Source organism: Azospirillum sp. VT-I1 (genome assembly GCF_055698305.1).
This window is the reverse complement of sequence record NZ_CP168800.1, coordinates 294279-316292: the sequence shown is the minus strand read 5'-3', so window position 1 is coordinate 316292 and position 22014 is coordinate 294279. Positions and strand designations below refer to the sequence as shown.

The window sequence follows — 22014 nt, the reverse complement described above, 5'->3', positions numbered from 1 at the left end:
ACTCGGCGCTTGATGCAATGCCGCCACATATCGCGAACGAATGTCGCGCAAGAAAAACACCAACGGTTGCCCAGTCTGTGTTCGCTCTTGTGCGGATGGTGCCGTTCTGCCAATAACTCCGAAAAACCGAAACCAAACCGACCAAATGGAGTTTTGCATGAACCAGGCCGAGCTGATCGAAACCGTCGCCACCAACGCCGGCATCAAGAAGGCCGACGCGGCCAAGGTCGTTCAGGCTGTGTTCGAAGGGATCTCCGGCGCGCTGGGCCGCGGCGAGGACGTGCGCCTGGCCGGTTTCGGCATTTTCGAGGTGGCCGAGCGCGCCGCCCGCGAAGGCCGCAACCCCCGCACCGGCGAAGTGGTGGCGATCGCCGCCTCCAAGGCTCCGAAGTTCAAGCCGGCCAAGCAGCTGCGCGATCTGGTCAACGGCTGACCCGTACGCAACCACGTTCCAGGGGAGCGCAGCCATGACCATCGATCAAACCGAACTGCAATCGTTGACCGCCAAGGTCGTTGCCGCCTATGTCGGCAACAACTCGGTGCCGGTCCATGACCTGCCCACGCTGATCAACAGCGTCCAGGCTGCCTTCCGCGGTCTGGGCGAGGACAAGCCGGCCCAGGCGAAGGCCGAACTGGTTCCGGCCGTCGCGATCAAGAAGTCGGTCACGCCGGAATACATCGTCTGCCTGGAAGACGGGAAGAAGCTGAAGATGCTGAAGCGGCATCTGAAGACCGTCTACGACATGACGCCGGACGAATACCGCGCCAAGTGGGGCCTGCCGGCCGAATACCCGATGGTCGCGCCGAACTACGCCAAGGCCCGTTCGGAAATGGCCACCAAGCTCGGCCTCGGCCGCAAGCGCGCGGCGGCCGAGTAACCGGTCTCCATCCGCGTAATGCCTGGAAAGGCGCGTCCATCAGGGCGCGCCTTTTTCATATGCGCACGGCGCCGGGGGACAGGCGAGCGACACGGGAACTCCCTCCCCGTCCCCGCTCGCTTGCGCGCCCGGCTTACCTCCACCCCACCTCGACGGCCTATGACCAATGTTCGGGTGGCGAAGCGGATCGGCCTTCCCATCTAGGGTTCCGGTATGGTTGAGGGACCACGGGCGGTCCTATCACCATCCTCACCGCAGAGGCATAGCCGCCTCCCGCACCCCTGGCTCACCTGCAGCCGATCCACTTCGCGGGTGCGGCATATCGACGGCAGTCCGCCCGGACCTGTGCCCGCCGATCGGAAGAGGACAGACCGCCCGAACGTCACCCGGCTGAACGTCAGGGGTCATAGGATTGCCTCCTCTCCCGGACTGCCGGTGCGGGTGGAAGAAGAGCCTGGGTATACGCCGAAAAACACCCGGAACATGCCCTTTCCCGGCTTGATCCGCCGCAAATCCGCGGCCACATTAACATTGTCAAAAGGACGCGGTTCCTTGCGACACCGGGCAAAATACAAACCCCACAACAGCTAAGGTCGGATCGACGGACGTTATTCCTACGTTCGCGCCACAGTCCGCCGTTGGTTCATCGCCTCCGGGCGATCCCGCCATGGGTCCCGACAGGGCCGGCCCCGGCCGGGGCTGCCCCAGGAAGCGTTGGAGAGGAGGCATTCGCGTGCTGAAGAAACTGCTGACCGGTGAAAACGCCAGCCTGACCCGCTACATCGAGGAATCCAAGCGCTTCCCCATCCTGGCGCCGGACGTGGAGCGCGACCTCGCCATTGCCTGGCGGGAGCGCGGCAGCCCGCAGGCGCTGGAGCAACTGGTGGGCAGCCATCTCCGCCTCGTCATCAAGATCGCCCGCGGCTTCGGCGGCTACGGCCTGCCGCTGGTCGATCTGGTCGCCGAGGGCAATGTCGGCCTGATGCAGGCCGCCCAGAAGTTCGATCCGCAGCGCGGCTTCCGCTTCGCCACCTATGCTACCTGGTGGATCCGCGCCGCGATCCAGGAGTACATCCTGCACAGCTGGTCGCTGGTGAAGATGGGCACGACCGCCGCGCAGAAGAAGCTGTTCTTCAACCTGCGCCGGCTGAAGAGCCAGATGGCCGAACTGGAGCAGGGCGACCTGTCGCCGGAGACGGTGGCCACCATCGCCGCCGAGCTGGACGTGCCGGAGACCGAGGTGGTGGAGATGAACCGCCGCCTCGCCGCCAACGACAGCTCGCTTGACGCCACCCTGTCGACCGACGGCGAGACCAACTGGCTCGAACTGCTGGCGGACGACCGTCCCACCCAGGACACCATGCTGGCGGAAGCCGACGAACTGGCGCTGCGCCGCCGGCTGGTCGGCCAGGCCCTGGACCGGCTGGACGCGCGCGAACGCCGCATCCTGTTCGAACGCCGTCTGAAGGACGATCCCTCCACCCTCGAAGCCCTGAGCCAGCAATTCTCGGTGTCGCGCGAACGCGTGCGCCAGATTGAGGTGCGGGCCTTCGAGAAGCTCCAGAAGGCCGTGCTCAGCGCCGCCCAGGCTCTGCGCCGCCCGGCCACCCCGATGGTGGCCTGATCCCATCCGGTCTCCCGTCCGGAGCGGGTACGCTCCGGACGGGCCTTATGCGGCGCCGGCCGTCGGGCCGGGCTCCGCATCGCTCCCGCGGGCTGCGGCCCGCCTGTTGCCTCCAGACCTGTCAACCTGCAGCCGGCGGCGCCTTCGGGCTCCGCCGGTTTTTTCTTTCCGGCGCCGGGTATCGAACAACCGCCCCCGCCGGCCCTCACAACCCATTGATTACCCGCGACAGAGGTTCTGCGACAAAGTGACATGTTCAAAGATGCGAGTGCCTGCGCATGATGTGCCGCTCGCGGGAAAGTTTGCAATTTCGGCAATTCTTAGTACGCTTGTCATATCTCAATTGGGAGAGGGGCTCCATGTCGAACGCTGCCCAGACTCAGTCGATCATTGACCGCATCACCTTCCTGCGCATCGACGAGGCGACGAAGGCAACGCTTCGCGAATTCCAGCCCTATCTGGCGCAACGGATCGATCAGATTCTGGAGGAGTTCTACGGCTATCTCCGCACGGTGCCGCAGGTCGCCCCCATGCTGGCGAACCCGGCGATCACCGGCCGTGCGCGGGACCTGCAGAAGCAGCACTGGCTGCGCAACGTCTTCACCGGCACCTTCGACGAGGCCTATGTCAATCAGGTCCTGAAGATCGGCCAGACGCACCAGCGCATCGGGTTGGAGCCGCGCTGGTACACCGGCGCCTATTGCTTCACCCTGAACAAGCTGATCGAACTGGCGAGCCAGATCCACCGCAAGAAGCCGGAGAAACTGTCGCAGCTGCTGCAGGCGATCAACAAGGCGGTGTTCCTGGACATGGACCTCGCCACCTCCGTCTATATCGACCTGAACACCGCGGCCATCATCGCGCGCGAACTGGGCAGCACCGCCGACAGCTTCGAGCGGGAAGTGAAGGGCGTCGTCCAGGCGGTGGCAAGCGCCGCGCAGCAGCTCCAGGGCACCGCCCAGGCGATGAGCCGCACCGCGGAAACCACCAGCGAGCAGTCGACCCAGGTGGCCGCCGCCGCGGAAGAGGCGTCGGTCAACATCCAGACCGTCGCCGCTGCAGCGGAGGAGCTGACCGCCTCCATCGGCGAGATCAGCCATCAGGTGACGCAGTCCGCCGCCATCGCCAACGCCGCGATGACCGAAGCGGAGCGGACCAACGCCACCGTGCAGGGGCTTGCCGACGCCGCCAGCCGCATCGGTCAGGTGGTAAAGCTCATCCACGACATCGCCAGCCAGACCAACCTGCTGGCCCTGAACGCCACCATCGAGGCCGCCCGCGCCGGTGAGGCCGGCAAGGGATTCGCCGTCGTCGCCAGCGAGGTGAAGAGCCTCGCCAACCAGACCGCCAAGGCGACAGAGGAGATCAACTCGCAGATCGGTGCCGTCCAGGGTGCCACGCAGGAGGCGGTCGGAGCCATCCGGTCCATCTCCGGCACCATCGCCCGCATCAACGAGATCTCCACCTCCATCGCCACCGCCATGGAGGAGCAGGGCGCGGCGACGACCGAAATCGCCCGCAACGTTCAGCAGGCATCCATCGGCACCCGCGAGGTCAGCGAGACCATCGTCGCCGTCAACGCCTCCGCCAACAGCGCCGGCGAAGAAGCCCGTCAGGTTCTGGAAGCGACCAACGAACTATCGCGCCAGTCCACCACCCTGCGGACCGAGGTCGACCGGTTCCTGGCCCGCGTCCGCGCCGGCTGATCGACTCCGGTACGTCCGACCTGCTTTTACGACAGAAAGGGCGCGTTCCGTCGAACGCGCCCTTTTCTTATCCGAAAGCCACCCGGCGGGTTGTCCGGTGGGTCAACCTCCCGTCGGGGCAACGTCCCACTCAGGGCAGCGTGCGGACGACGAAATCGCTGATCGCGATGTTCTCCGCCTGGGCCGCGCGCCGCACCTCTTCGGCGCTGCGCCAGTGGGTGCGGCCACCGAGGCTGGTCAGATTGCCGCCGCGCATCGCGACGAAAACTCCGGTCCGTCCCAGATTCACAATTCTCATCATGGTCTTATCCCCCGCCCAATCACCGGTATTTTAGAGAAAATAGATTCAGTTCATCTTTCGAACGGAAATCCTTCTGCTCTTCAACAGCTACCAAAGAGCATCCCTGCGCGTCAATAAGACTTCGGTTATTCAACCTCTCACCGCCTTCATAGTCCTTCCTTCGCCTGAAGGTACCGACAGGGCCGGAAGTCTCGCCGAACTACACTGACTTCTTTTAAATAAAATTTTATTTTTATTTGGATTTCCGTTCCCTGCACACCGGTCCCGCCGATATCGCCGAAAGCCTTATCCCGACCGAACAGCGTCGGAACGACGGCACGCCGTGTAGGGTTGTCACCGAAGCCGCGATCCATGCGGCGACCGAGTGCGGGAAAAACCTGCGAGGCATCGGCACATGGCAACAGCACACCGCCGCACCGGAACGAGCGGCATGGGCGCCAAAGGGCGGTTCGGGACGGAGACGGGGGAAGACGACGATGGGCATGCGACGCTCGCCCTGCCGGTGACCATCCGCCCGGCAAGACAGGACGACCTGCCGACCCTGGAGTGGTACGGCCTGCATACGCCCCACCGCGAGATCATTGCCGGGGCCTTCCGCCTGCAGGAGCGCGGCGACGGCGCGATGCTGCTGGCGGACGTCAACGGCTTTCCCGTCGGCCAGATCTGCATCGATTTCCTGCGCAAGCGGCCGAGCGGCCGGGCCACCCTATGGGCCCTGCGGGTCTTCCAGCCCTTCCGGCGGCTCGGACTGGGTGTCCGGCTGGTGCGGGCGGCGGAACGGCTGGTGGTGCAGCGCGGCGTGCCCTTCGCCGAGCTTGGCGTGGACCGCGACAATGCGGGGGTCCTGCCCTTCTACGAACGGCTGGGTTACGAACATTGCGGCCGAGAGCGCGGACAGTTCCTGTACCACACGCCGGAAGGCCGGCTGGTCCGCGTCGCCATCGACCAATGGCTTCTGCAAAAGCGCATGACCGAAGCCGTCAGGCTGGAGGGTGGCCGCGGCCTGCGCCTGGCCACCGAATAGGCGATCCGGCGTTATTCCGCCGCCAGCGCGGCGCCGGGCGGAAGCGGCATCAGCCGGGCCGCCCGGCGCCGCGGCAGGTAGATGCGGGCGCCGTCCAGGATCCCGCCCAACTCGCGCATGGCATCGGTCGCCATGCACAGGGCGACCAGCGGAAGCCAGCGGTCGAGATACTGCGCCGCGACCTCCGCATCGCCGTTCTGCACCGCGGCCAGGGAGTCCAGCAGCGCCGCCTCGTCCGCGCTGATGCGGCTGCAGGCCGGGCAGCGGATCTCGGGCTTGCGGGCACCCGACACCGCGAAGGTGCCGAGCAGCGCGAACAGCGGCAGCAGCGCCGTGTTCGGCACGCCAGCCACATTCAGGCCGATGCGCATCGACGCCATCGCACCGGCGGTCCCGGCGCGGAACCACTGCCGCACGCCGGTCAACAGCGCCCGTTCGGCCGTCGTCAGGTCCGTCACCGTCCAGGGCGACGGCCGCCCTTCTTCCACCGTCCCGCACATGCCGATGCTCCTTCGTTCGGTTGCGCGCGCATCCTAGCGCCACACGCGCAAAACTGCGAGTCATTCTTAGTTGCACAATTGGGCTGTGACAAAATGTGGCTTCCGGTGGGCGTACGGAATGCCGGAAAGGACGCGTTAACCAACGGGGCCAATCCTGAACCGACACGCAGTACGGGGGGATCGGTGGGGATGATGCGGACGATTCGGGGGGCTGTGCTCGGACTGGTCGCGATGGTCGGATTGGGTTTCGCGGGAGGGCTGACGGAGGTCCGCCCGGCGGCGGCCCAGATCGTTCTGAAACCCGCCTATGGCGAGGCGTCGCTGTCCGGCCCGGCCAAGGCCCGCGGCGCGGTGGTGTGGAGTCACGGCCGCTCGGTGGACTCCGAAGATTCGGAGGCCCCTACCCCGCTCTACATGAAAACGTTGCGCGATGCCGGGTGGGACGTGTTCCGGCTGGACCGCATGCGCGTCAGCGACACCTTGCCCAACAGCGCCCGCGCGCTGGCCGGCTATTCGGACATGCTGAAGACCAAGGGCTACCGCCGTGTTGCCCTGACCGGCCAGTCCTTCGGCGCCTTCATCTCGCTGATCGCCGCCGGCCAGACCAACTCCATCGATTCCATCGTCGCCACCGCGCCTGCCGCCTTCGGCAACTTCACCGAAGCCTATGACAGCTATCGCGAGAACGCAGCACAGCTCTGGCCGATCCTGCGCGAGGTCCGCCGGGCGCGGGTCATGATGTTCTTCTTCCATGGTGACGATTTCGATCCGGGCGGGCGCGCGGAGCCGGCGCGCAGCATCCTGGCGCAGCGCGGCCTGAGCAGCCTGATCGTCGACCAGCCGTCGCTGCTGACCGGCCATGGCGCCGCCAACACCGGCCTGTTCGTCCGCCGCTTCGGCGCCTGCATCGCCCGCTTCGCCGAGGCACCGCCGGCCCCGGACGATCCGCCCTGCGACGAGTCCTGGGGCCGCAACCCGAGCGCCGAACTGCTGCAGGCCGCATTGCCGGCCAACTCCTCCGGCTCCGCCAAGAGCGACATCGACACCACCGCCGCTCAGCGCCCCTACATGGGCATGTGGTACGGCAGCTACATCAACGGCCGCGAGGTCGCGCTGTCGGTGGAGAAGGCCGAAGGCGACGCCGTCCATGCCGACTACCTGCTGGGCGCCGGCATGGAGGCCGACCAGCCCTTCGAGCGGGTGCGCCGCAAGGGCCGGATCGAGAACGGCGAACTGGTCTTCGACGAGAAGGGCCGGAACGTCCTGCGCTACCGTCTGCGGCCGGACGGGCGCGTCTCCGCCACCTGGTTGGACAGGGATGGCCGCGGCCGGCTCGACACGGTGCTGCGCCGGATGAACTGAGGCCCCCGGCCCGCATGGACCCGGTCGATCAGTCCTGGGACAGGAAGTTGCGGACGATCGCGATCTGGTCGTCCGTCATCAGGGACGGGGCGTGGCCGGTGTTGGGGATTTCCACAACCTGCACCAGACCGGACGCCCCCGGCCCGCGCTCCGCCATACGCTCCGCCGTCTCGGCGCTCAGCAGGTCGGATTCGGCACCTCGCAGCACCAGCACCGGGCAGCGCACCCGGTCCCACAGCGCCCACAGATCGACGTCGCCGATGGGCGCGGTCTTGAAGGCTTCCCCGATGGCCGGGTCGTAGGCAAGGCGGAAGCGTCCGTCGGGCAGCGGGCGGGCGCTGTGTTCCGCCATATGGCGCCAGCACTCGTCACTGATCGTACCGAACCCCATCAGGACGAAGCGCAGGTAGGATTCGAGCGCCGGCAGATCCTCGAACACCGGGTCCTTGCCGACATAATCGGCGATCCGCTGCAGGCCGGCCTGGGCGATGAAGGGACCGACGTCGTTGATGACCATGCGGCGGATCGGGCTGTTGGCCTGGGCCGCCAGCGTCATGCCGATCAGCCCGCCCATCGAGGTGCCGACCCAGTCGACCGTCTCCACCCCCATGCGGGCGATCAGCGCCACCATGTCGGAGCAGTATTGCGGATAGCCGTAGAGCGCCGGCACCGGCAGCCAGTCGCTGCGCCCGCGCCCGACCACGTCCGGGCAGGCGACCCGCCAGCGGTCCGCCAGCCCCAAAGCCAGCCGGTCGAAATCGCGGCCGTTGCGCGTCAACCCATGGACGCACACCGCCGTCCGCGCAGCATCGTCGCGCCCCCATTGGGTGTAGGCGATCTTGTGGAAGCCGGCGGCGCTGAGGCCGAGAACGCTGCGTTCGGACATCGGCACGGGCGGGCACTCCTGTTCAGCGGTAAGGGGCTATCCCTTTTTCGGCGATTTGGCGCCGCGTGGCAACTCCGCCTCGACCGCGCGGGCGGCCGCATCGCGAATGGCCGGGAGCGCCGGTGACGGCTCCGCCACCGACCGGTCGAAAGGATGGCGGAGGGCGTCGTAGTTCCGGCGGATGATGCGGACGTAGTTCCGCGTCTCCTCATAGGGCGGGACGCCCTTGTAGCGGTCGACCGCACCTTCGCCGGCATTGTAGCCGGCCAACGCCAGCGTCACGTCGCCCTGGAAATAGGCCAGCAGCCAGCGCAGGTACTTCACCCCTCCGGTGATGTTCTCCTTGGGATCGAAGACGTTGCCCACGCCGAAGCGGTCCGCGGTGTCGGGGATCAGCTGCATCAGCCCGGCGGCGTCCTTCGGCGATACCGCGTCGGTGCGGAAGGCGCTCTCGGCCTGGATGACCGCAAGCACCAGCGCGGGATCGACGCCGTATCTCGACGCGATGGAGTTGACCAGCGACACGACCTCCGCCGGGGGCGGAGCGACCTCGCGCAGCGGGCCGGCGCCGGGGCGGCACCAAGGGCGGATGCGGCCCATGCGGCCGGGAACATAGTTGACCAGCCGGCGCGCTTCCGGATGCCCGCGCGAGGCCGCCGCACGCAGCCATGCGGTGCCGAGCCTCCGGTCCTTGCGCACGCCCTTGCCGAACAGGTAGCGGCGGGCCATCCGGAAGGCGGCATCGGCGTCGCCCTGCTCCGCCAGCTCGCAATCGCCGGATTTCGTCTTCAGGGAAGGCAGCGGGAGTTCCGCGACCGACGCCGGCTTACCCTCGGCCCTGCCATCCGCCGCAACGGCCATGGGTGCCGACGCCAACCCGGCGCCCGACAGCGCCAGTGCCATCAGCGGCACCATCACGACACGACGAAACGGCAAACCCCAACCCTCCTGCGAACCCGCGTCATCCTACGGGAAGCGGAAGTATGGTGATGCAACCTGTTTGGGACAAGGGTGGCCCGGAACTCCCTGTGTGGCTCACGGTCCGCGGCGGCGGCGGCCCTGCTTCTTCGGCGCGCCTTCGGGGATGCCGCGGCCCTGGCGGGCGCTGCTGATGCCGATGCTGCCGGGGGTTTCCAGTCCCAGGTCCATGGCTTCCAGCCGGCGCAGTTCGTCGCGCAGGCGGGCGGCCTCCTCGAACTCCAGGTCGGCGGCGGCGGCGCGCATGCGCTTTTCCAGATCGGCAATGACGCTCTTGAGATTGTGGCCGACCAGTTCGTTGGAGTTCAGGCCGGTCTTCACCGTCACATGGTCGCCGCGCTCGAACACGCTTTCCAGGATGTCGCCGATGGCCTTCTTGACCGATTCCGGCGTGATGCCGTGCTCCAGGTTGTAGGCCATCTGCTTCTCGCGGCGGCGCGCCGTCTCGTCGATGGCGTATTTCATGCTGTCGGTGATCTTGTCGGCATAGAGGATCGCCCGCCCATCGACGTTGCGCGCCGCGCGGCCGATGGTCTGGATCAGCGAGGTCTTTGAACGCAGATAGCCTTCCTTGTCGGCGTCCAGGATCGCCACCAGGGCGCATTCCGGGATGTCCAACCCCTCGCGCAGCAGGTTGATGCCGACCAGCACGTCATAGGCGCCCAGCCGCAGGTCGCGGATGATCTCGATGCGCTCCAGCGTTTCCACGTCGGAGTGGATGTAGCGGACGCGCAGGCCCGCCTCGTGCATGTATTCGGTCAGCGCCTCCGCCATCTTCTTGGTCAGGGTGGTGACCAGCACGCGATAGCCCTTGGCGACCACCTCCTTGCATTCGCCGATCAGGTCGTCGACCTGGGTTTCGGTCGGGCGGACGATCACCGGCGGGTCGATCAGGCCGGTCGGACGGACCAGCTGTTCGGTGAAGACGCCGCCGGTGCGCTCAAGCTCCCAAGGGCCGGGGGTGGCGGAGACGAAGACCGTCTGCGGCCGCATGCCCTCCCATTCCTCGAACTTCAGCGGGCGGTTGTCCTTGGCGCTGGGCAGGCGGAAGCCGTAATCGGACAGCGTCGTCTTCCGCATCAGGTCGCCGCGGTACATGCCACCGATCTGCGGAACCATGACGTGGCTTTCGTCGACGATCAGCAGCGCGTCGCCCGGCAGATACTCGAACAGGGTCGGCGGCGGCTCCCCGGCGCGCGGCCGGTCAGATAGCGCGAATAGTTTTCAATGCCGGCACAGGAGCCGGTGGCCGCCATCATCTCGATGTCGAAGGTGGTGCGCTGTTCCAGCCGCTGCGCCTCCAGCAGCTTGCCCTCGGCGGCGAACTCCTCCAGCCGGTCCTTCAGGTCCTTCTTGATCTGGTTGATCGCCTGGTTCAGCGTCGGCTTCGGCGTCACATAGTGGCTGTTCGGATAGACGCGCACGGCTTCCAGCGCCGCCAGCTTCTCGCCGGTCAGTGGGTCGATCTCGTGGATGCCCTCGATCTCGTCGCCGAACAGCGAGATCCGCCATGCCCGGTCCTCCATGTGGGCTGGGAACAGCTCCACCGTGTCGCCGCGCACGCGGAACAGGCCGCGGCCGAAGGCGGCGTCGTTGCGCTTGTACTGAAGCTCGGTCAGCTTGCGCAGCAGTTCAGGCTGGGCGATCACCTCGCCCTTGCGCAGGTCGACCGTCATCTCCGAATAGGTCTCGACCGAGCCGATACCGTAGATGCAGGACACCGACGCGACGATGATGACGTCGTCCCGCTCCAGCAGAGCCCGCGTCGCCGAGTGGCGCATGCGGTCGATCTGCTCGTTGATCGAGGATTCCTTCTCGATATAGGTATCGGTGCGCGGGACGTAGGCTTCCGGCTGATAATAGTCGTAGTAGGAGACGAAGTATTCCACCGCATTGTTGGGGAAGAAGGACTTCATCTCGCCATACAGCTGCGCCGCCAGCGTCTTGTTGGGCGCCAGGATCAGCGTCGGGCGCTGCACCGTCTGGATGACGTGCGCCATGGTGAAGGTCTTGCCCGACCCGGTGACGCCCAGCAGCACCTGATCCTTCTCCCCCTGCCGCAGCCCGGCGGTCAGCTCCGCGATGGCGTTCGGCTGGTCGCCCGAAGGCGTGAACTCCGAGGAGATGACGAACTGCTTTCCGGCTTCCAGCTTCGCGAGCGGCTTGGCGGGAATGGCGGACAGGACGGGGCTTGCCATGGGGCGGCGATCCGGATCAGGGAAGGGGTACGGAACGGGAACCGATTATATGGCCGCAACACCCCCGTCTGTCGAGCGCAGGCTGAACGGCACTGCACTCCGCGCAGGGCGGAACGCAGTGCCGTTCGTAAACTGCCTTACTGTTGCCCCAGCACCTTCGGGTTGGAGATGCCCAGCCGCGCCTGAACGATGGCTTCCAGCGAGTCCATCAGCACGTCCTGGCCGTCATGATCGAAGTCGCCGGCGGCGATCTCGATGCACAGGCGGTGCTGCAGCGCCTCGACCCGCTTGCGCAGCTCGTCGCCGGACAGGGCGTCGTCGGCATCCTCGCCATAGAGCAGGGCGAGCGCCGCCAGCATCGAATGGCCGGCGGCATCCAGCCCCTTCAGTTCCCGTTCAGCGATCTCCAACGCATTGGCGACCATCAGCGCGGCAAAGCGGGCTTCCGGGGCGACATGGGGAAGCACGTCGGCCCGGAAGGTCGATGCGGCGATCTGCAGAAGGCCGCGGGCGTCGGGGTTGGCGCGCATCAGGCCACCCTCTCCACGAAGCCGGAGGCCATCCCGCCGATGGTGCGGAGATGGCGCAGCATGTCCATCTCGATCTCCGGCAGCATCCGTCCGGTCAGCGCCAGCTCCAGCGAGGGCTCGGCGCCGGAGCTGTGGCGCAGCCCCTGCTCCACCGCGATGGCGGCCCAGCGCAGATAGGCTGCCGTCTCCCAATAGGCGACCCGCGCCGGATCGACGCGGCGCCCTGAAGTTTCCTCATAACCGGCATAGAAGTCCGCCCGGTCGGCGATGCCGCCCGCCTCGCGGTCCGGCCGGCGGAAGCGCCAGGAGCGGGCGCAGAACCAGCCCAGATCCTCCATCGGATCGCTGAATCCGGCGAACTCCCAATCCAGGATCGCGGTCAGCGCGCCGTCCTTGACCAGATAGTTGCCGGTGCGGAAGTCGCGGTGGCACAGCACCACCGCGCCCGGCAGCGGCGCGTTGATCTCCATCCAGCGCAGGCCCCAGGCGATCACCGGATCGCGGCGCCCCAGCTCGCCGAACCAGCGGCGGAACTGCACCAGCGTTTCCTGCGCCGGGCATTCGGGCGCTTCGCCCAGCCGCTCCAGCCCTTCCGTTTCGGGCGTGATCCGGTGCAGCAGGCCAAGCTGCCGGCCAAGCTCGCGCGCCAACTCCGGCTGCGCCGCGTCCGAGCGCGTGACCGCATGCCCCGCACCCAGCCCTTCGGCCCGGCGCATGATGTAGAAGTCGTGGCCCAGCACGGCCGGATCGTCGCAGGCGAACAGCGGTTCCGGCGCCATCACCCCGGCGGCGAAGGCGGCGCGCAGAACGACATACTCGCGAAGCTTGCCGATGCTGGCGGAGATGCGCCCGCCGCCTTCGGCCCGCAGCACGCAGGCATGGCGCCCGGCCAGCGGACCGCCGTCGATCTTCAGCGTCACCGCAAGGTTCAGGGAGATGGCGCCACCGCCAAGCCGGCCATCCTCCGTTACCGTGACACGGGATGCTCCGGCCTGCGAGGCCAGCCAATTCTCCAGACGAACACGGGTGTCATCGGACAGCAGCGACGGCGGGGACTGGTCGGACGCTTTCACGACGTGCATGGCGTTCTCCCTGCGAAGAGTGCTTGGCGCGTTGGCTCGCGCGTCTCTGTCGATTTCAGCCGCCGATGGTAGGCACGAAGCACTGTTGCCGACAAGTTTCACCTTGGTCAGAAAAGCGCTTCCACCCCCAAAAGTTGACCCCTCCCCCGCCGGACGAGGCGGGAAAGGGGTCAATTCTTGCATTAAGCCAAGAAGATTTACGCGGCGATCGGCTGGTTCGCCCCCTGCTCCTGGCTGGCCGGAGCAGCCTGCGGGGTGGCGGGGACCGGCGCCGGCTTGGCCTCGCGGACCGGCAGCATGTCGCCGATGCCGAAGGCGACGGCCATCAGGTTCGGCACGGCCATGGCGGCGAGCAGCATCGACCACAGCTCCAGCGACAGGGTGCCCAGCGGATTGACCAGCGCGGCGGTGGCGGACGCGGCGACCAGGGCGGCCGACAGCCAGGCCTCCGGCTTGGCGCAGAAGCGGCCGGCGGTGCGCTTGCCGCCCTTGGCGGTCACCCGGAAGGCGTCGTGTTTGCGGACCAGACCACGGACGACGGCAAGGGCCACGGTGGTGGACAGTGCCATGCCGACGGCGCAGGCGCCCAGGCTGTGCGTCCAGCTGTTGCCGGAGGCGTAGCGCGAGGCCAGCAGGCTGGAGGCGGCACGCAGGACCAGGGCACCCAGCACGGCGGCGGTGGCGGCCACCGGCGGCAGGTGCAGCGGCAGAACCAGCGAAGCGAAGGTCCAGACCACGGCGGCGACGGCGGCGAACAGGCCGACGGCGTCGGACCACCAGCGGATCCAGTTGGTGACGTAGCCCAGCTTCTGCCGCGCGCTCAGCTCGGCCGCACCGGGCAGGAACTTCCTCCAGTGGGCGCGGACGATCTGGGTCGAGCCGAACACCCAGCGGTCGCGCTGCTTGCGGAACTGCATGAAGTTGTCCGGAGCCAGACCGGCGCCCAGCCGCTCGTCGGTGTAGGCGGCGCGGTAGCCGGCCGACAGGATGCGCAGGCCCAGTTCGGTGTCCTCGCAGATCCCCGCTTCCGACCAGCCGCCGACCTGATCCATCGCCGACCGGCGCAGCATGATCATCGTGCCGTGGCAGATAAAGGCCTGGGACGAAACGCCTTCCTGCATGCCGACGTCGAAGAAGGGACGGTACTCGGCGGTCATCGCGGCCTTCAGCGCCGTCTCATGGCCGTCACGGTGCTCCTGCGGGGCCTGGACGATGCCGACCGACGGATCGGCGAAGGTCGGGGCCAGCTTCGACAGCCAGTCGGGCGAGACGGTGTAGTCGGCGTCCAGCACGGCGACGATCTCGGCCGCCGGGTCCGTGTGGCGCAGCGCGGCGTTCAGGGCGCCGGCCTTGAAGCCGGAGATCTTCTTGTACCAGTGGAACTTGAACTTCGGCCCCAGCGCCCGGCACATCTCCTCCACCGGGCGGACCAGATGCTCCTCCTCGGTGTTGTTGATGAGGACGACAACCTCGTAGTTCGGGTAGTCCAGCCGCGACAGCGAGGCCAGCGTGGCGTTCAGCACGTCCGGCTGCTCGCGGCAGGCGGCGACGTGGATCGACACCATCGGCTTGTGGTCGACGGCCGGCACGGCGTGCGGCAGCAGCGTCGGGGCGCGGCCGGTCAGCAGCCGGCGGGCGACGTCCACCAGATCGGCGAAGGCGACGCTCATCATCAGGGCGCCCAGCGCGAAGGCGGAGCCCCAGGTGGTGACTGCGCCGAAGGTCAGATATTCGGAGAAGGCGCCGGCGACGGCCGAACCGATGGCGAAGCCGATGATGTTGGCGCCCAGCGAGGCGGCCAGGGCGAAGCCGGCGTTGGTCCGGCGGCGGAACACGGCGAAAGCCGACAAAGCGAGGCCGACGGCCAGCGCCACGCCTGCGCCGACCCGGTCGCCGTAGGGGGCGGCGACCTCACCGGTCATCGACCATTTCGGCTGACGGTCGGCGTCCAGCACGCCCCAGGTCGGCCCGGGCGAGCCTTCGATGGTCGATTTCCAAATGCCGTCGAAAGCCTCGACGACGTTGTAGTGCAGGCCCAGCGCGTTGGCTTCCGCCGCGAAGCCGCGGACGACGGCGGCCTGCGCCTGCGGCGTCGGGTAAGCGTCGTGGAAGTTCTCGCCGCCCGACGGCCAGCCGACCTCGCCCACGAACAGCGGCTTACCCGGGTGCGACTTGCGCACGGTGTCGAGCCGGTCGCGGATCCAGGTCAGCGCATTGTCGACCGGCACGCCTTCCCAGTAGGGCAGGACGTGGACGCCCATAAAGTCCGACGCCTTCACCGTGGCATTGGCCTTGACCATCTCCGACCACACGTCGGCGGTGCCGACCTTGACGTTGGCGGGGACGGCGGCGCGCACGCGCTTGATGTAGGCGGCCAGTTCGGCGTCGGTCATCTCGGCGCGCAGTAGCGTCTCGTTACCGACGATGATGCGCTTGATGCCGCGGAACTCCTTGGCCAGCGCGATGCCGTGCAGAATCTCGCGCTCGTTCCGGGACTTGTCCTCGCTCAGCCAGATGCCGAGCGTCACGTCCAGGCCCTTGGAGATCGCAATCTCCGGCACCTCGCCCTGGGAACCCAGCGTGGAATAGGTACGGACGCCATTCGCGAAGCCGGCGATGGCGCTCATGTCCTTCTCGATCTCCTGGCGCGGCACCACCGGCTGGTGGTTGGGATCGTAGCTGCGGCCCGAAGGCGAGTAGGACACGGATTCGATACGGCCGGGCTCCGCCTCCACCGGCGTCGGCGCGTTGCGCCAGGACCAGAAGGACGCGTGGCCGGCGGTCACGGCCAGCAGTGCGGCGGCGATGGCTGCGCGCCGGATCGAGTTCTTCGGGTTGCTCATGGGGAGTTCGCGTTGCCCTGTTGCAGGGTGGCCGTTCGCCACCGGACATCCGCACAAACGGGCAGACCGACTTCCCTATTCCATGCTCTTCGAAAAAATTTTGTGCGCTGCGGCGACCGGAACTTGGCCGGACCGAACCTGTTGGAGAACGTCCCCTACGAAATGCTCAGGAGAACGCCCCATGGCCACCCGCCACGAAGTCAGCCCGGAACACAAGAAGGCCCACGATCTGGCCGAGCAGGCCCTGGACAAGGCCGCCGAAGGCGACCCCCGCAAGGCGCGCGACCTGATCGAGGAAGCCAAACGCATCGATCCGAAGATCGGCGAGGAAATGGCCCGTGAGGCCGCAGAGGATCAGAAGAAGGCCGACAAGTACGCCGACAAGACCGACAAGTGAGGCGGTGAGGTTTCCCTCTCCCGCCCCGGGAGAGGGAGGGGACCCGCGCTGAAGGCGTGGGGAGGGTGAGGGGGAATCCGAGAATCCCGAAGCGCATGGCTTCGTACCTCACCCCTCACCCTTCCCGCTTTGCGGGCCCCTTCCCTCTCCCGGGACGGGAGAGGGAGTTTTCTTACTCCGCCGCCAAAGCCTCCGCCTCCACCGGCGGGGTCCAGCGCAGGACCGGCTTGCGGGCCGCCGCGGTCTCGTCCAGGCGGCGGCGCGGCGTCAGGCGCGGTGCGGCCTGGAAATAGGCCACGTCGCCCGACTTCGCCCGCTCGGCCAGCGCACGCAGGGCGTCGACGAACTGGTCGAGGCTGGCCTTGCTTTCCGTCTCGGTCGGCTCGATCAGCAGGGCACCGTGGACGACCAGCGGGAAATACATGGTCATCGGGTGGAAGCCCTCGTCGATCAGCGCCTTCGCTATGTCGAGCGTGGTGACCCCCGTCCCCTTCAGGAAGCGGTCGTCGAACAGGCACTCGTGCATGCACGGTCCCTCGAAGGAGGCCGTCATCACGTCCTCCAGCCGCGCCATCACGTAATTGGCGTTCAGCACCGCATCGCCCGACGCCTGCCACAGCCCGTCGGCGCCGTGGCTCAGCATGTAGGACAGCGCGCGGACGAACATGCCCATCTGGCCGTGGAAGGCCTTCATGCGGCCGAAGGCCGGGCCGTCGCCGGCGTTCTCGACAAGCGCGAAGCCGTCCTTGCCGTGGGTGACGTAAGGCACCGGGATGTAGGGCGCCAGAGACTCCGCAAACACCACCGGCCCCGACCCCGGACCGCCGCCGCCATGCGGGGTGGAGAAGGTCTTGTGCAGGTTGATGTGCATGACGTCGATGCCGAGGTCGGCCGGACGCACCCGCCCGACGATGGCGTTGAAGTTGGCGCCGTCGCAGTAGAAATAGCCGCCCGCCTCGTGCACCGCGTCGGCGATGGCGATGATGTCGCGCTCGAACAGGCCGCAGGTGTTGGGGTTGGTCAGCATCAGGCCGGCCACGTCGGGACCGAGCTTGGCCTTCAGTGCCTCCAGATCGACGCGGCCGTCGGCGGTCGCCGGGATGGCGTCGACGCTGTAGCCGCAGGCGGCGGCGGTCGCCGGGTTGGTGCCGTGGGCGCTTTCCGGCACCAGGATCTTGGTGCGGCCGCTGTCGCCCTTCGCCTCATGCGCGGCGCGGATCGCCATGATGCCGCACATCTCGCCATGGGCGCCGGCGGCGGGCGCCAGCGTCACGGCGGCCATACCGGTCAGGGTCTTCAGCCAGTGTGCCAGCTGGTCCATCAGTTCCAGCGCGCCCTGCACCGTGCTGACCGGCTGCATCGGATGTACGTCGGAGAAGCCGGGGAGCCGCGCCATCTTCTCGTTCAGGCGCGGGTTGTGCTTCATCGTGCAGGAGCCGAGCGGATAGAATCCGCTGTCGATGGCGTAGTTCTTCTGCGACAGGCGGGTGTAGTGGCGGACCACCTGCGGCTCGGCAAGGCCGGGGAGCCCCACCTTGGCGCGCGGCTTCACCGCACCCAGGCGCGAGGCAACCTTCGGCACGTCGGGCAGGTCGACGCCGGTGCGGCCGGCGCTGTCCTGTTCGAAGATCAGCGGTTCTTCGATCTGCAGGCCGCGGTTGCCGGTGACGGTGCCGGTCACGCCATCGAACCCGGCGCTGCCGGCGGGAATGGCCGACGGACGGCCCTGGTTGTTCATGCTCATGCCAGTACCTCAGTCAGCGCGGCGGCGAAAGCGTCCATGTCGGCGTCGGTGTTGGTCTCGGTGACGGCGACCAGCAGCAGGTCTTCCATTTCGCCGGGGTACAGGCGCGACACCGGCACGCCGCCCAGGATGCGGCGCTTGGCAAGCTCCTCGACCACCGCGGCGGCCGGCTTCGGCAGCTTGACGGTGAACTCGTTGAAGAAGCCGTCGTTCAGCACCTGCACGCCCGGAACCGCCGCCAGCTTGTCGGCCATCTGGACCGCCTTGGCATGGTTCAGCTGGGCCAGCTGCGTGATCCCCGCCTCGCCCAGCAGGCTGACATGGATCGAGAAGGCCAGCGCGCACAGGCCGGAGTTGGTGCAGATGTTCGAGGTCGCCTTCTCGCGGCGGATGTGCTGCTCGCGGGTGGAGAGCGTCAGCACGAAGCCGCGGCGGCCGTCGGCGTCCACCGTCTCGCCGCACAGGCGGCCCGGCATCTGACGAACGTACTTATCCTTCACCGCGAACAGCCCGACATAGGGGCCGCCGAAGTTCAGCGCGTTGCCGAAGGACTGGCCTTCCGCCGCGACGATGTCGGCGCCCATGTCGCCGGGGGGCGTCAGCAGGCCGAGCGACAGCGCCTCCGTCACCACGACGATCAGCAGCGCGCCCTTCGCCTGGCAGGCGGCGGCCAGATCGGTGTAGTCGCGGACATGGCCGAACACGTCCGGATTCTGCACGACGACGCAGGAGGTCTTGTCGTCGACCAGCGCCAGCAGATCCTCGCCGCCGGTCGGGGCGGCCGGCAGGGCCACCGCCTCGAAGCCGATGAAGCGGGCGTCGGTGGTGGTCACGTCGCGGTAATGCGGGTGCAGGCCGCCGGACAGGATGGCCTTCTTCCGCCGGGTGACGCGGTTGGCCATCATCACCGCCTCGGCGCAGGAGGTGGCGCCGTCATACATCGAGGCGTTGGCCACATCCATGCCGGTCAGCAGCGCGACCTGGGTCTGGAATTCGAACAGGACCTGCAGCGTTCCCTGGCTCACCTCCGGCTGGTACGGGGTGTAGGCGGTCAGGAACTCGCCGCGCTGGACCAGATGGTCGACGGTGGCCGGCACATGGTGGCGGTAGGCGCCGGCGCCGAGGAAGCTGGGCACGCTCCCCGCCGGCACATTCTTGGCCGCCATGGAGCCCAGCAGCCGTTCGACCTCAAGCTCGCCCATGTGGTTGGGCAAGCCCCCGATCGGGCCGGCCAGACGGGCCGCCTTTGGAACGTCGCGGAACAGGTCTTCGACCGATGTTGCGCGGATGGCCTCCAGCATCGACTGCCGGTCGGCCTCGGTCAGGGGCAGATAGCGCATGTTAGTGGGATTCCTCCACGAAGGCCTTGTAGGCCGCTTCGTCCATCAGGGCGTCCAGTTCGGAGGCGTCCTTCAACTGGATCTTGAAGAACCAGCCCTCACCCTCGGCGGCGCTGTTGACCATGGACGGGTCGTCCACCAGGGCCTGGTTGGCTTCCACCACGGTGCCGGAGACCGGAGCGTACACGTCGCTGGCGGCCTTCACCGATTCGACGACGGCGGCTTCCTTGCCCTGCTCCAGCACGCGGCCGGCCTCGGGCAGCTCGACGAACACCACGTCGCCCAGCTGGCTCTGTGCGAAGTCGGTGACGCCGACGGTGGCGACATCGCCCTCGACGAGAACCCACTCGTGGTCCTTGGTGAATTTCTTGGTCATCTGAAGGTTTCCCTGTCCAATACGGTTGCTTGTGGTTGGGAGCGCCGAGGCATCAGCCCCGGTAATAGCGTTGCGGCACGAAGGGCGTGGCGGCGACGCGGGCGGGCAGCGGCTTGCCGCGCACCACCAGCGTCAGCGGCGTGCCGACCGCGGAGTTCGCGATGTCGACATAGCCCATGGCGACCGGCGCGCCGGCGGTCGGGCCGAAGCCGCCGCTGGTGATCTCGCCGATGCGGTTGCCGTTGGCGTCCTGTATTTCGGTGTGCTCGCGGGCCGGCTGGCGGCCTTCCGGTTGGATGCCGACGCGGCGGCGCGTGGCGCCTTCGGTCAGCTGCCGGTGGATGATGTCATAGCCGGGGAACCCACCCTCGGCGCGGCGGCGCTTCGGCAGGGTCCATTCCAAGGCGCCTTCGACCGGCGTCGTGGTGGTGTCGATGTCGTGGCCGTAGAGGCAGAGCCCGGCCTCCAGCCGTAGCGAATCGCGGGCGCCCAGCCCGATCGCCTCGACCTCCGCTTCGGCCAGCAGGGCGCGGGCGATCATCTCCGCATCGGCCTTGTCGCAGGAGATCTCGTAGCCATCCTCGCCGGTATAGCCGGAGCGGGTCAGGATCACCGGCACGCCCTTGAAGGTGGCGGACAGGTAGCTCATGAACTTCATGGTGGCGGCTTCCGGCACGAAGCGGGCCATCACCTCGGCCGCCATCGGCCCCTGGAGCGCCATCAGCGCCAGATCGTTCAGCAGTTCGACCTCGGCCTTGCCGGCCAGCTTCTCGCGCAGATGGGCGACGTCCTGCTCCTTGCAGGCGGCGTTCACCACCAGGAACAGGTGGTCGCCGGCATTGGTCACCATCAGGTCGTCGAGGATGCCGCCCTGCTCGTTCAGGAACAGCGTGTAGCGCATGCGGCCCTGGGCCAGCCCCTTGATGTCGCCGGGGACCAGCGTTTCCAGGGCGGCAGCCGGGTCGGCACCGGTCAGGCGGACCTGCCCCATATGGGACACGTCGAACAGCCCGGCCTTCTCGCGGGTGTGCTGGTGCTCCTTGAGGATGCCCAGCGGATACTGCACCGGCATGTCATAGCCGGCAAAGGGCACCATGCGGGCGCCAAGCTCGACATGGAGCGCGTGCAGCGGGGTGGTCTTGAGAGCGGTTGCGGCCTCGGTCACGCTGGTCCTCCGACAGGGTTCTAGCGCCCACGCCGGGATCGGCGCAGGAAGCTGCCCCCTCTGTCTTGGACCTGAGAGATTCACCGCCGTCCGGTCGAGCCGGGCACCCGGTTTACTCCTTCGGTGAGTCGCGGCGACTGGGCGCCGAGGCTGCTTTCCAGAGTTGCCTTATCCCCTTGCGGTCCTTTTGCCTGAGAGTTTCCGGGGGCGGTTGCTCCTTCGGCGCCGCCCGCGAACCTGCCGATTTGCGACAAGCTCCCGGACGATCTCTCCCGCGAGGGATCATCGGCGTGATGGCGGCACAGTGTCGCGAATGTACAAGTTTGTCAATCGGCGGATCGGGCGCTGCCTGTCCTCTCATCGGCCGTCATCCCCGCAAAGGCGGGGATCCAGACCATGCAACCAAGCATTTGATGCGGCTGGATTCCCGCCTTCGCGGGAATGACGGCAGAGAGCGTGTCAGCCGAAGTCAGGCAGACCGATGCCTTACTTCTTCATCTGCGTCCGATTGAAGTTCAGCTGCTCCGGCGTCAGCTGGAAGCCGAGATAGATCTTCCAATCCTTGGCGTTGGCGTCCTTGGGCAGCGGGATCCGCGGCGCCAGCTCCTCCCGCGTGCCGGCGCGCGGCTGACCGGTGACGAAGGTCACGTCGGTGTCGAAGTAAGCCTTCGACACCAGCGTGTCGTCCGGCTGGGCCAGCGCCACGAAATACTGGTACTTGGCGGTGGTACCCTGCAGCGCCGGACCGCGTTCGGCGACCAGGAAGACGTTCACGTTCACCGTGACGCCGGCGCTGGTGTATTCGCAGTTGCCGGTGTAATCGACCAACGCCGCGCGCGACTCCAGGTCGGTCAGATCCTTCCCGCCGGGGCGGAAGACCGTCACTTCCTGCAGGTCGCGGACGATGTTGACCTTCGGGCAGGCCAGCGCCGCGTCCGACGGGCTGGTCGGTCCCATGCCGGAACAGCCGGACAGCACCGCAACCGCCCCGGCGGCGAGCAGCGCAGGGCGGCTCTTACGCATCAGGGACGCCAGCGGGCTTTTCCGGGCGGGGGTTCCTATATTACGGTCGCGGCGGTC

At 67.5% G+C, this 22014-nt stretch carries 19 protein-coding genes, 1 pseudogene and 1 riboswitch; of the genes and pseudogenes, 7 read left to right on the top strand and 13 right to left on the bottom strand.

From position 1 onward, the window contains the following. Positions 1-157 precede the first annotated feature (157 nt). The 4 genes from AB8P05_RS01460 to AB8P05_RS01445 all read left to right on the top strand — a co-directional run bounded on the left by AB8P05_RS01460 (position 158) and on the right by AB8P05_RS01445 (position 4208). On the top strand, positions 158-433 hold the full coding sequence (locus AB8P05_RS01460) for an HU family DNA-binding protein (RefSeq protein WP_012974184.1): 276 nt from the start codon (positions 158-160) through the stop codon (positions 431-433). A gap of 34 nt (positions 434-467) precedes the next feature. Then, complete coding sequence (locus tag AB8P05_RS01455; RefSeq protein WP_455171540.1) at positions 468-878, top strand: Ros/MucR family transcriptional regulator; 411 nt, start codon at positions 468-470, stop codon at positions 876-878. A 733-nt stretch (positions 879-1611) separates the two neighbouring features. Then, positions 1612-2502, top strand: coding sequence for an RNA polymerase sigma factor RpoH (rpoH, locus tag AB8P05_RS01450; protein ID WP_324871444.1), 891 nt, complete (start codon positions 1612-1614; stop codon positions 2500-2502). Between the two features lie 359 nt (positions 2503-2861). Then, positions 2862-4208: a protoglobin domain-containing protein gene (locus AB8P05_RS01445; protein WP_455171539.1), complete on the top strand. Its 1347-nt coding sequence runs from the start codon at positions 2862-2864 to the stop codon at positions 4206-4208. A gap of 130 nt (positions 4209-4338) precedes the next feature. On the opposite strand, the gene AB8P05_RS01440 is transcribed toward AB8P05_RS01445, so the two are convergent. Beyond that, positions 4339-4509, bottom strand: a complete 171-nt coding sequence (locus AB8P05_RS01440) for a hypothetical protein (RefSeq protein ID WP_455171538.1) — start codon at positions 4507-4509, stop codon at positions 4339-4341. A gap of 394 nt (positions 4510-4903) precedes the next feature. Between AB8P05_RS01440 and AB8P05_RS01435 the strand changes: the two genes are divergently transcribed. Further along, complete coding sequence (locus AB8P05_RS01435; RefSeq protein WP_472758520.1) at positions 4904-5533, top strand: GNAT family N-acetyltransferase; 630 nt, start codon at positions 4904-4906, stop codon at positions 5531-5533. Positions 5534-5544: 11 nt separating this feature from the next. On the opposite strand, the gene AB8P05_RS01430 is transcribed toward AB8P05_RS01435, so the two are convergent. Continuing rightward, on the bottom strand, positions 5545-6033 hold the full coding sequence (locus tag AB8P05_RS01430) for a hypothetical protein (RefSeq protein ID WP_472758519.1): 489 nt from the start codon (positions 6031-6033) through the stop codon (positions 5545-5547). Between the two features lie 231 nt (positions 6034-6264). Here AB8P05_RS01430 and AB8P05_RS01425 point away from each other — a divergent pair, with 231 nt between their 5' ends. After that, positions 6265-7395, top strand: coding sequence for an alpha/beta fold hydrolase (locus tag AB8P05_RS01425; RefSeq protein ID WP_472758518.1), 1131 nt, complete (start codon positions 6265-6267; stop codon positions 7393-7395). A gap of 28 nt (positions 7396-7423) precedes the next feature. Here AB8P05_RS01425 and AB8P05_RS01420 read toward each other — a convergent pair whose 3' ends face one another. The 6 genes and pseudogenes from AB8P05_RS01420 to AB8P05_RS01395 form a co-directional block, all read right to left on the bottom strand. Beyond that, positions 7424-8287 carry an alpha/beta fold hydrolase gene (locus AB8P05_RS01420; RefSeq protein ID WP_472758517.1) on the bottom strand — a complete coding sequence of 288 codons (864 nt, stop codon included), beginning with the start codon at positions 8285-8287 and terminating at the stop codon, positions 7424-7426. 30 nt (positions 8288-8317) lie between these two features. Continuing rightward, positions 8318-9217, bottom strand: a complete 900-nt coding sequence (locus tag AB8P05_RS01415) for a lytic transglycosylase domain-containing protein (RefSeq protein WP_472758516.1) — start codon at positions 9215-9217, stop codon at positions 8318-8320. A 99-nt stretch (positions 9218-9316) separates the two neighbouring features. Then, positions 9317-11457 (bottom strand): annotated as a pseudogene (gene uvrB, locus AB8P05_RS01410) (excinuclease ABC subunit UvrB). Between the two features lie 137 nt (positions 11458-11594). Beyond that, on the bottom strand, positions 11595-11987 hold the full coding sequence (locus AB8P05_RS01405) for a DUF6285 domain-containing protein (RefSeq protein ID WP_455171531.1): 393 nt from the start codon (positions 11985-11987) through the stop codon (positions 11595-11597). Then, positions 11987-13069, bottom strand: coding sequence for a phosphotransferase family protein (locus tag AB8P05_RS01400; RefSeq protein ID WP_472758515.1), 1083 nt, complete (start codon positions 13067-13069; stop codon positions 11987-11989). The genes AB8P05_RS01405 and AB8P05_RS01400 overlap by 1 nt, the downstream gene beginning before the upstream one ends. Positions 13070-13266: 197 nt before the next feature. Further along, the gene (locus AB8P05_RS01395; protein WP_472758514.1) at positions 13267-15912 is read right to left on the bottom strand and encodes a glycosyltransferase; all 2646 of its coding nucleotides are present in this window, start codon (positions 15910-15912) and stop codon (positions 13267-13269) included. Positions 15913-16093: 181 nt separating this feature from the next. Between AB8P05_RS01395 and AB8P05_RS01390 the strand changes: the two genes are divergently transcribed. Then, positions 16094-16309, top strand: coding sequence for a hypothetical protein (locus tag AB8P05_RS01390; RefSeq protein WP_472758513.1), 216 nt, complete (start codon positions 16094-16096; stop codon positions 16307-16309). Positions 16310-16481: 172 nt separating this feature from the next. Here the strand turns inward: AB8P05_RS01390 and gcvPB are convergent, their stop codons facing one another. The 5 genes from gcvPB to AB8P05_RS01365 all read right to left on the bottom strand — a co-directional run bounded on the left by gcvPB (position 16482) and on the right by AB8P05_RS01365 (position 21957). After that, complete coding sequence (gene gcvPB / locus AB8P05_RS01385) at positions 16482-18053, bottom strand: aminomethyl-transferring glycine dehydrogenase subunit GcvPB (RefSeq protein WP_472758512.1); 1572 nt, start codon at positions 18051-18053, stop codon at positions 16482-16484. Further along, positions 18050-19393, bottom strand: a complete 1344-nt coding sequence (gcvPA, locus tag AB8P05_RS01380; protein ID WP_472758511.1) for an aminomethyl-transferring glycine dehydrogenase subunit GcvPA — start codon at positions 19391-19393, stop codon at positions 18050-18052. The genes gcvPB and gcvPA overlap by 4 nt, the downstream gene beginning before the upstream one ends. Before the next feature lies 1 nt (position 19394). After that, entirely contained in the window at positions 19395-19769 is a 375-nt protein-coding gene (gene gcvH, locus AB8P05_RS01375; RefSeq protein ID WP_472758510.1) for a glycine cleavage system protein GcvH, read from the bottom strand. A 52-nt stretch (positions 19770-19821) separates the two neighbouring features. Further along, a complete protein-coding gene (gcvT, locus tag AB8P05_RS01370) occupies positions 19822-20934 on the bottom strand; it encodes a glycine cleavage system aminomethyltransferase GcvT (protein WP_472758509.1) in 1113 nt (370 codons plus the stop codon). Between the two features lie 169 nt (positions 20935-21103). After that, positions 21104-21219: riboswitch (glycine riboswitch) on the bottom strand. Between the two features lie 201 nt (positions 21220-21420). Further along, positions 21421-21957 carry a hypothetical protein gene (locus AB8P05_RS01365; protein WP_472758508.1) on the bottom strand — a complete coding sequence of 179 codons (537 nt, stop codon included), beginning with the start codon at positions 21955-21957 and terminating at the stop codon, positions 21421-21423. Positions 21958-22014 lie beyond the last annotated feature (57 nt).

Coding starts and splice junctions, on each gene's coding strand:
- AB8P05_RS01365 (WP_472758508.1), bottom strand. CDS start 21,957: ATGCGTAAGAGCCGCCCTGCGCTGCTCGCCGCCGGGGCGGTTGCGGTG.
- gcvPA (WP_472758511.1), bottom strand. CDS start 19,393: ATGCGCTATCTGCCCCTGACCGAGGCCGACCGGCAGTCGATGCTGGAG.
- AB8P05_RS01395 (WP_472758514.1), bottom strand. CDS start 15,912: ATGAGCAACCCGAAGAACTCGATCCGGCGCGCAGCCATCGCCGCCGCA.
- gcvH (WP_472758510.1), bottom strand. CDS start 19,769: ATGACCAAGAAATTCACCAAGGACCACGAGTGGGTTCTCGTCGAGGGC.
- AB8P05_RS01425 (WP_472758518.1), top strand. CDS start 6,265: ATGGTCGGATTGGGTTTCGCGGGAGGGCTGACGGAGGTCCGCCCGGCG.
- gcvPB (WP_472758512.1), bottom strand. CDS start 18,053: ATGAGCATGAACAACCAGGGCCGTCCGTCGGCCATTCCCGCCGGCAGC.
- AB8P05_RS01455 (WP_455171540.1), top strand. CDS start 468: ATGACCATCGATCAAACCGAACTGCAATCGTTGACCGCCAAGGTCGTT.
- AB8P05_RS01445 (WP_455171539.1), top strand. CDS start 2,862: ATGTCGAACGCTGCCCAGACTCAGTCGATCATTGACCGCATCACCTTC.
- AB8P05_RS01405 (WP_455171531.1), bottom strand. CDS start 11,987: ATGCGCGCCAACCCCGACGCCCGCGGCCTTCTGCAGATCGCCGCATCG.
- AB8P05_RS01430 (WP_472758519.1), bottom strand. CDS start 6,033: ATGTGCGGGACGGTGGAAGAAGGGCGGCCGTCGCCCTGGACGGTGACG.
- AB8P05_RS01435 (WP_472758520.1), top strand. CDS start 4,904: ATGGCAACAGCACACCGCCGCACCGGAACGAGCGGCATGGGCGCCAAA.
- AB8P05_RS01460 (WP_012974184.1), top strand. CDS start 158: ATGAACCAGGCCGAGCTGATCGAAACCGTCGCCACCAACGCCGGCATC.
- AB8P05_RS01440 (WP_455171538.1), bottom strand. CDS start 4,509: ATGATGAGAATTGTGAATCTGGGACGGACCGGAGTTTTCGTCGCGATG.
- AB8P05_RS01400 (WP_472758515.1), bottom strand. CDS start 13,069: ATGCACGTCGTGAAAGCGTCCGACCAGTCCCCGCCGTCGCTGCTGTCC.
- AB8P05_RS01390 (WP_472758513.1), top strand. CDS start 16,094: ATGGCCACCCGCCACGAAGTCAGCCCGGAACACAAGAAGGCCCACGAT.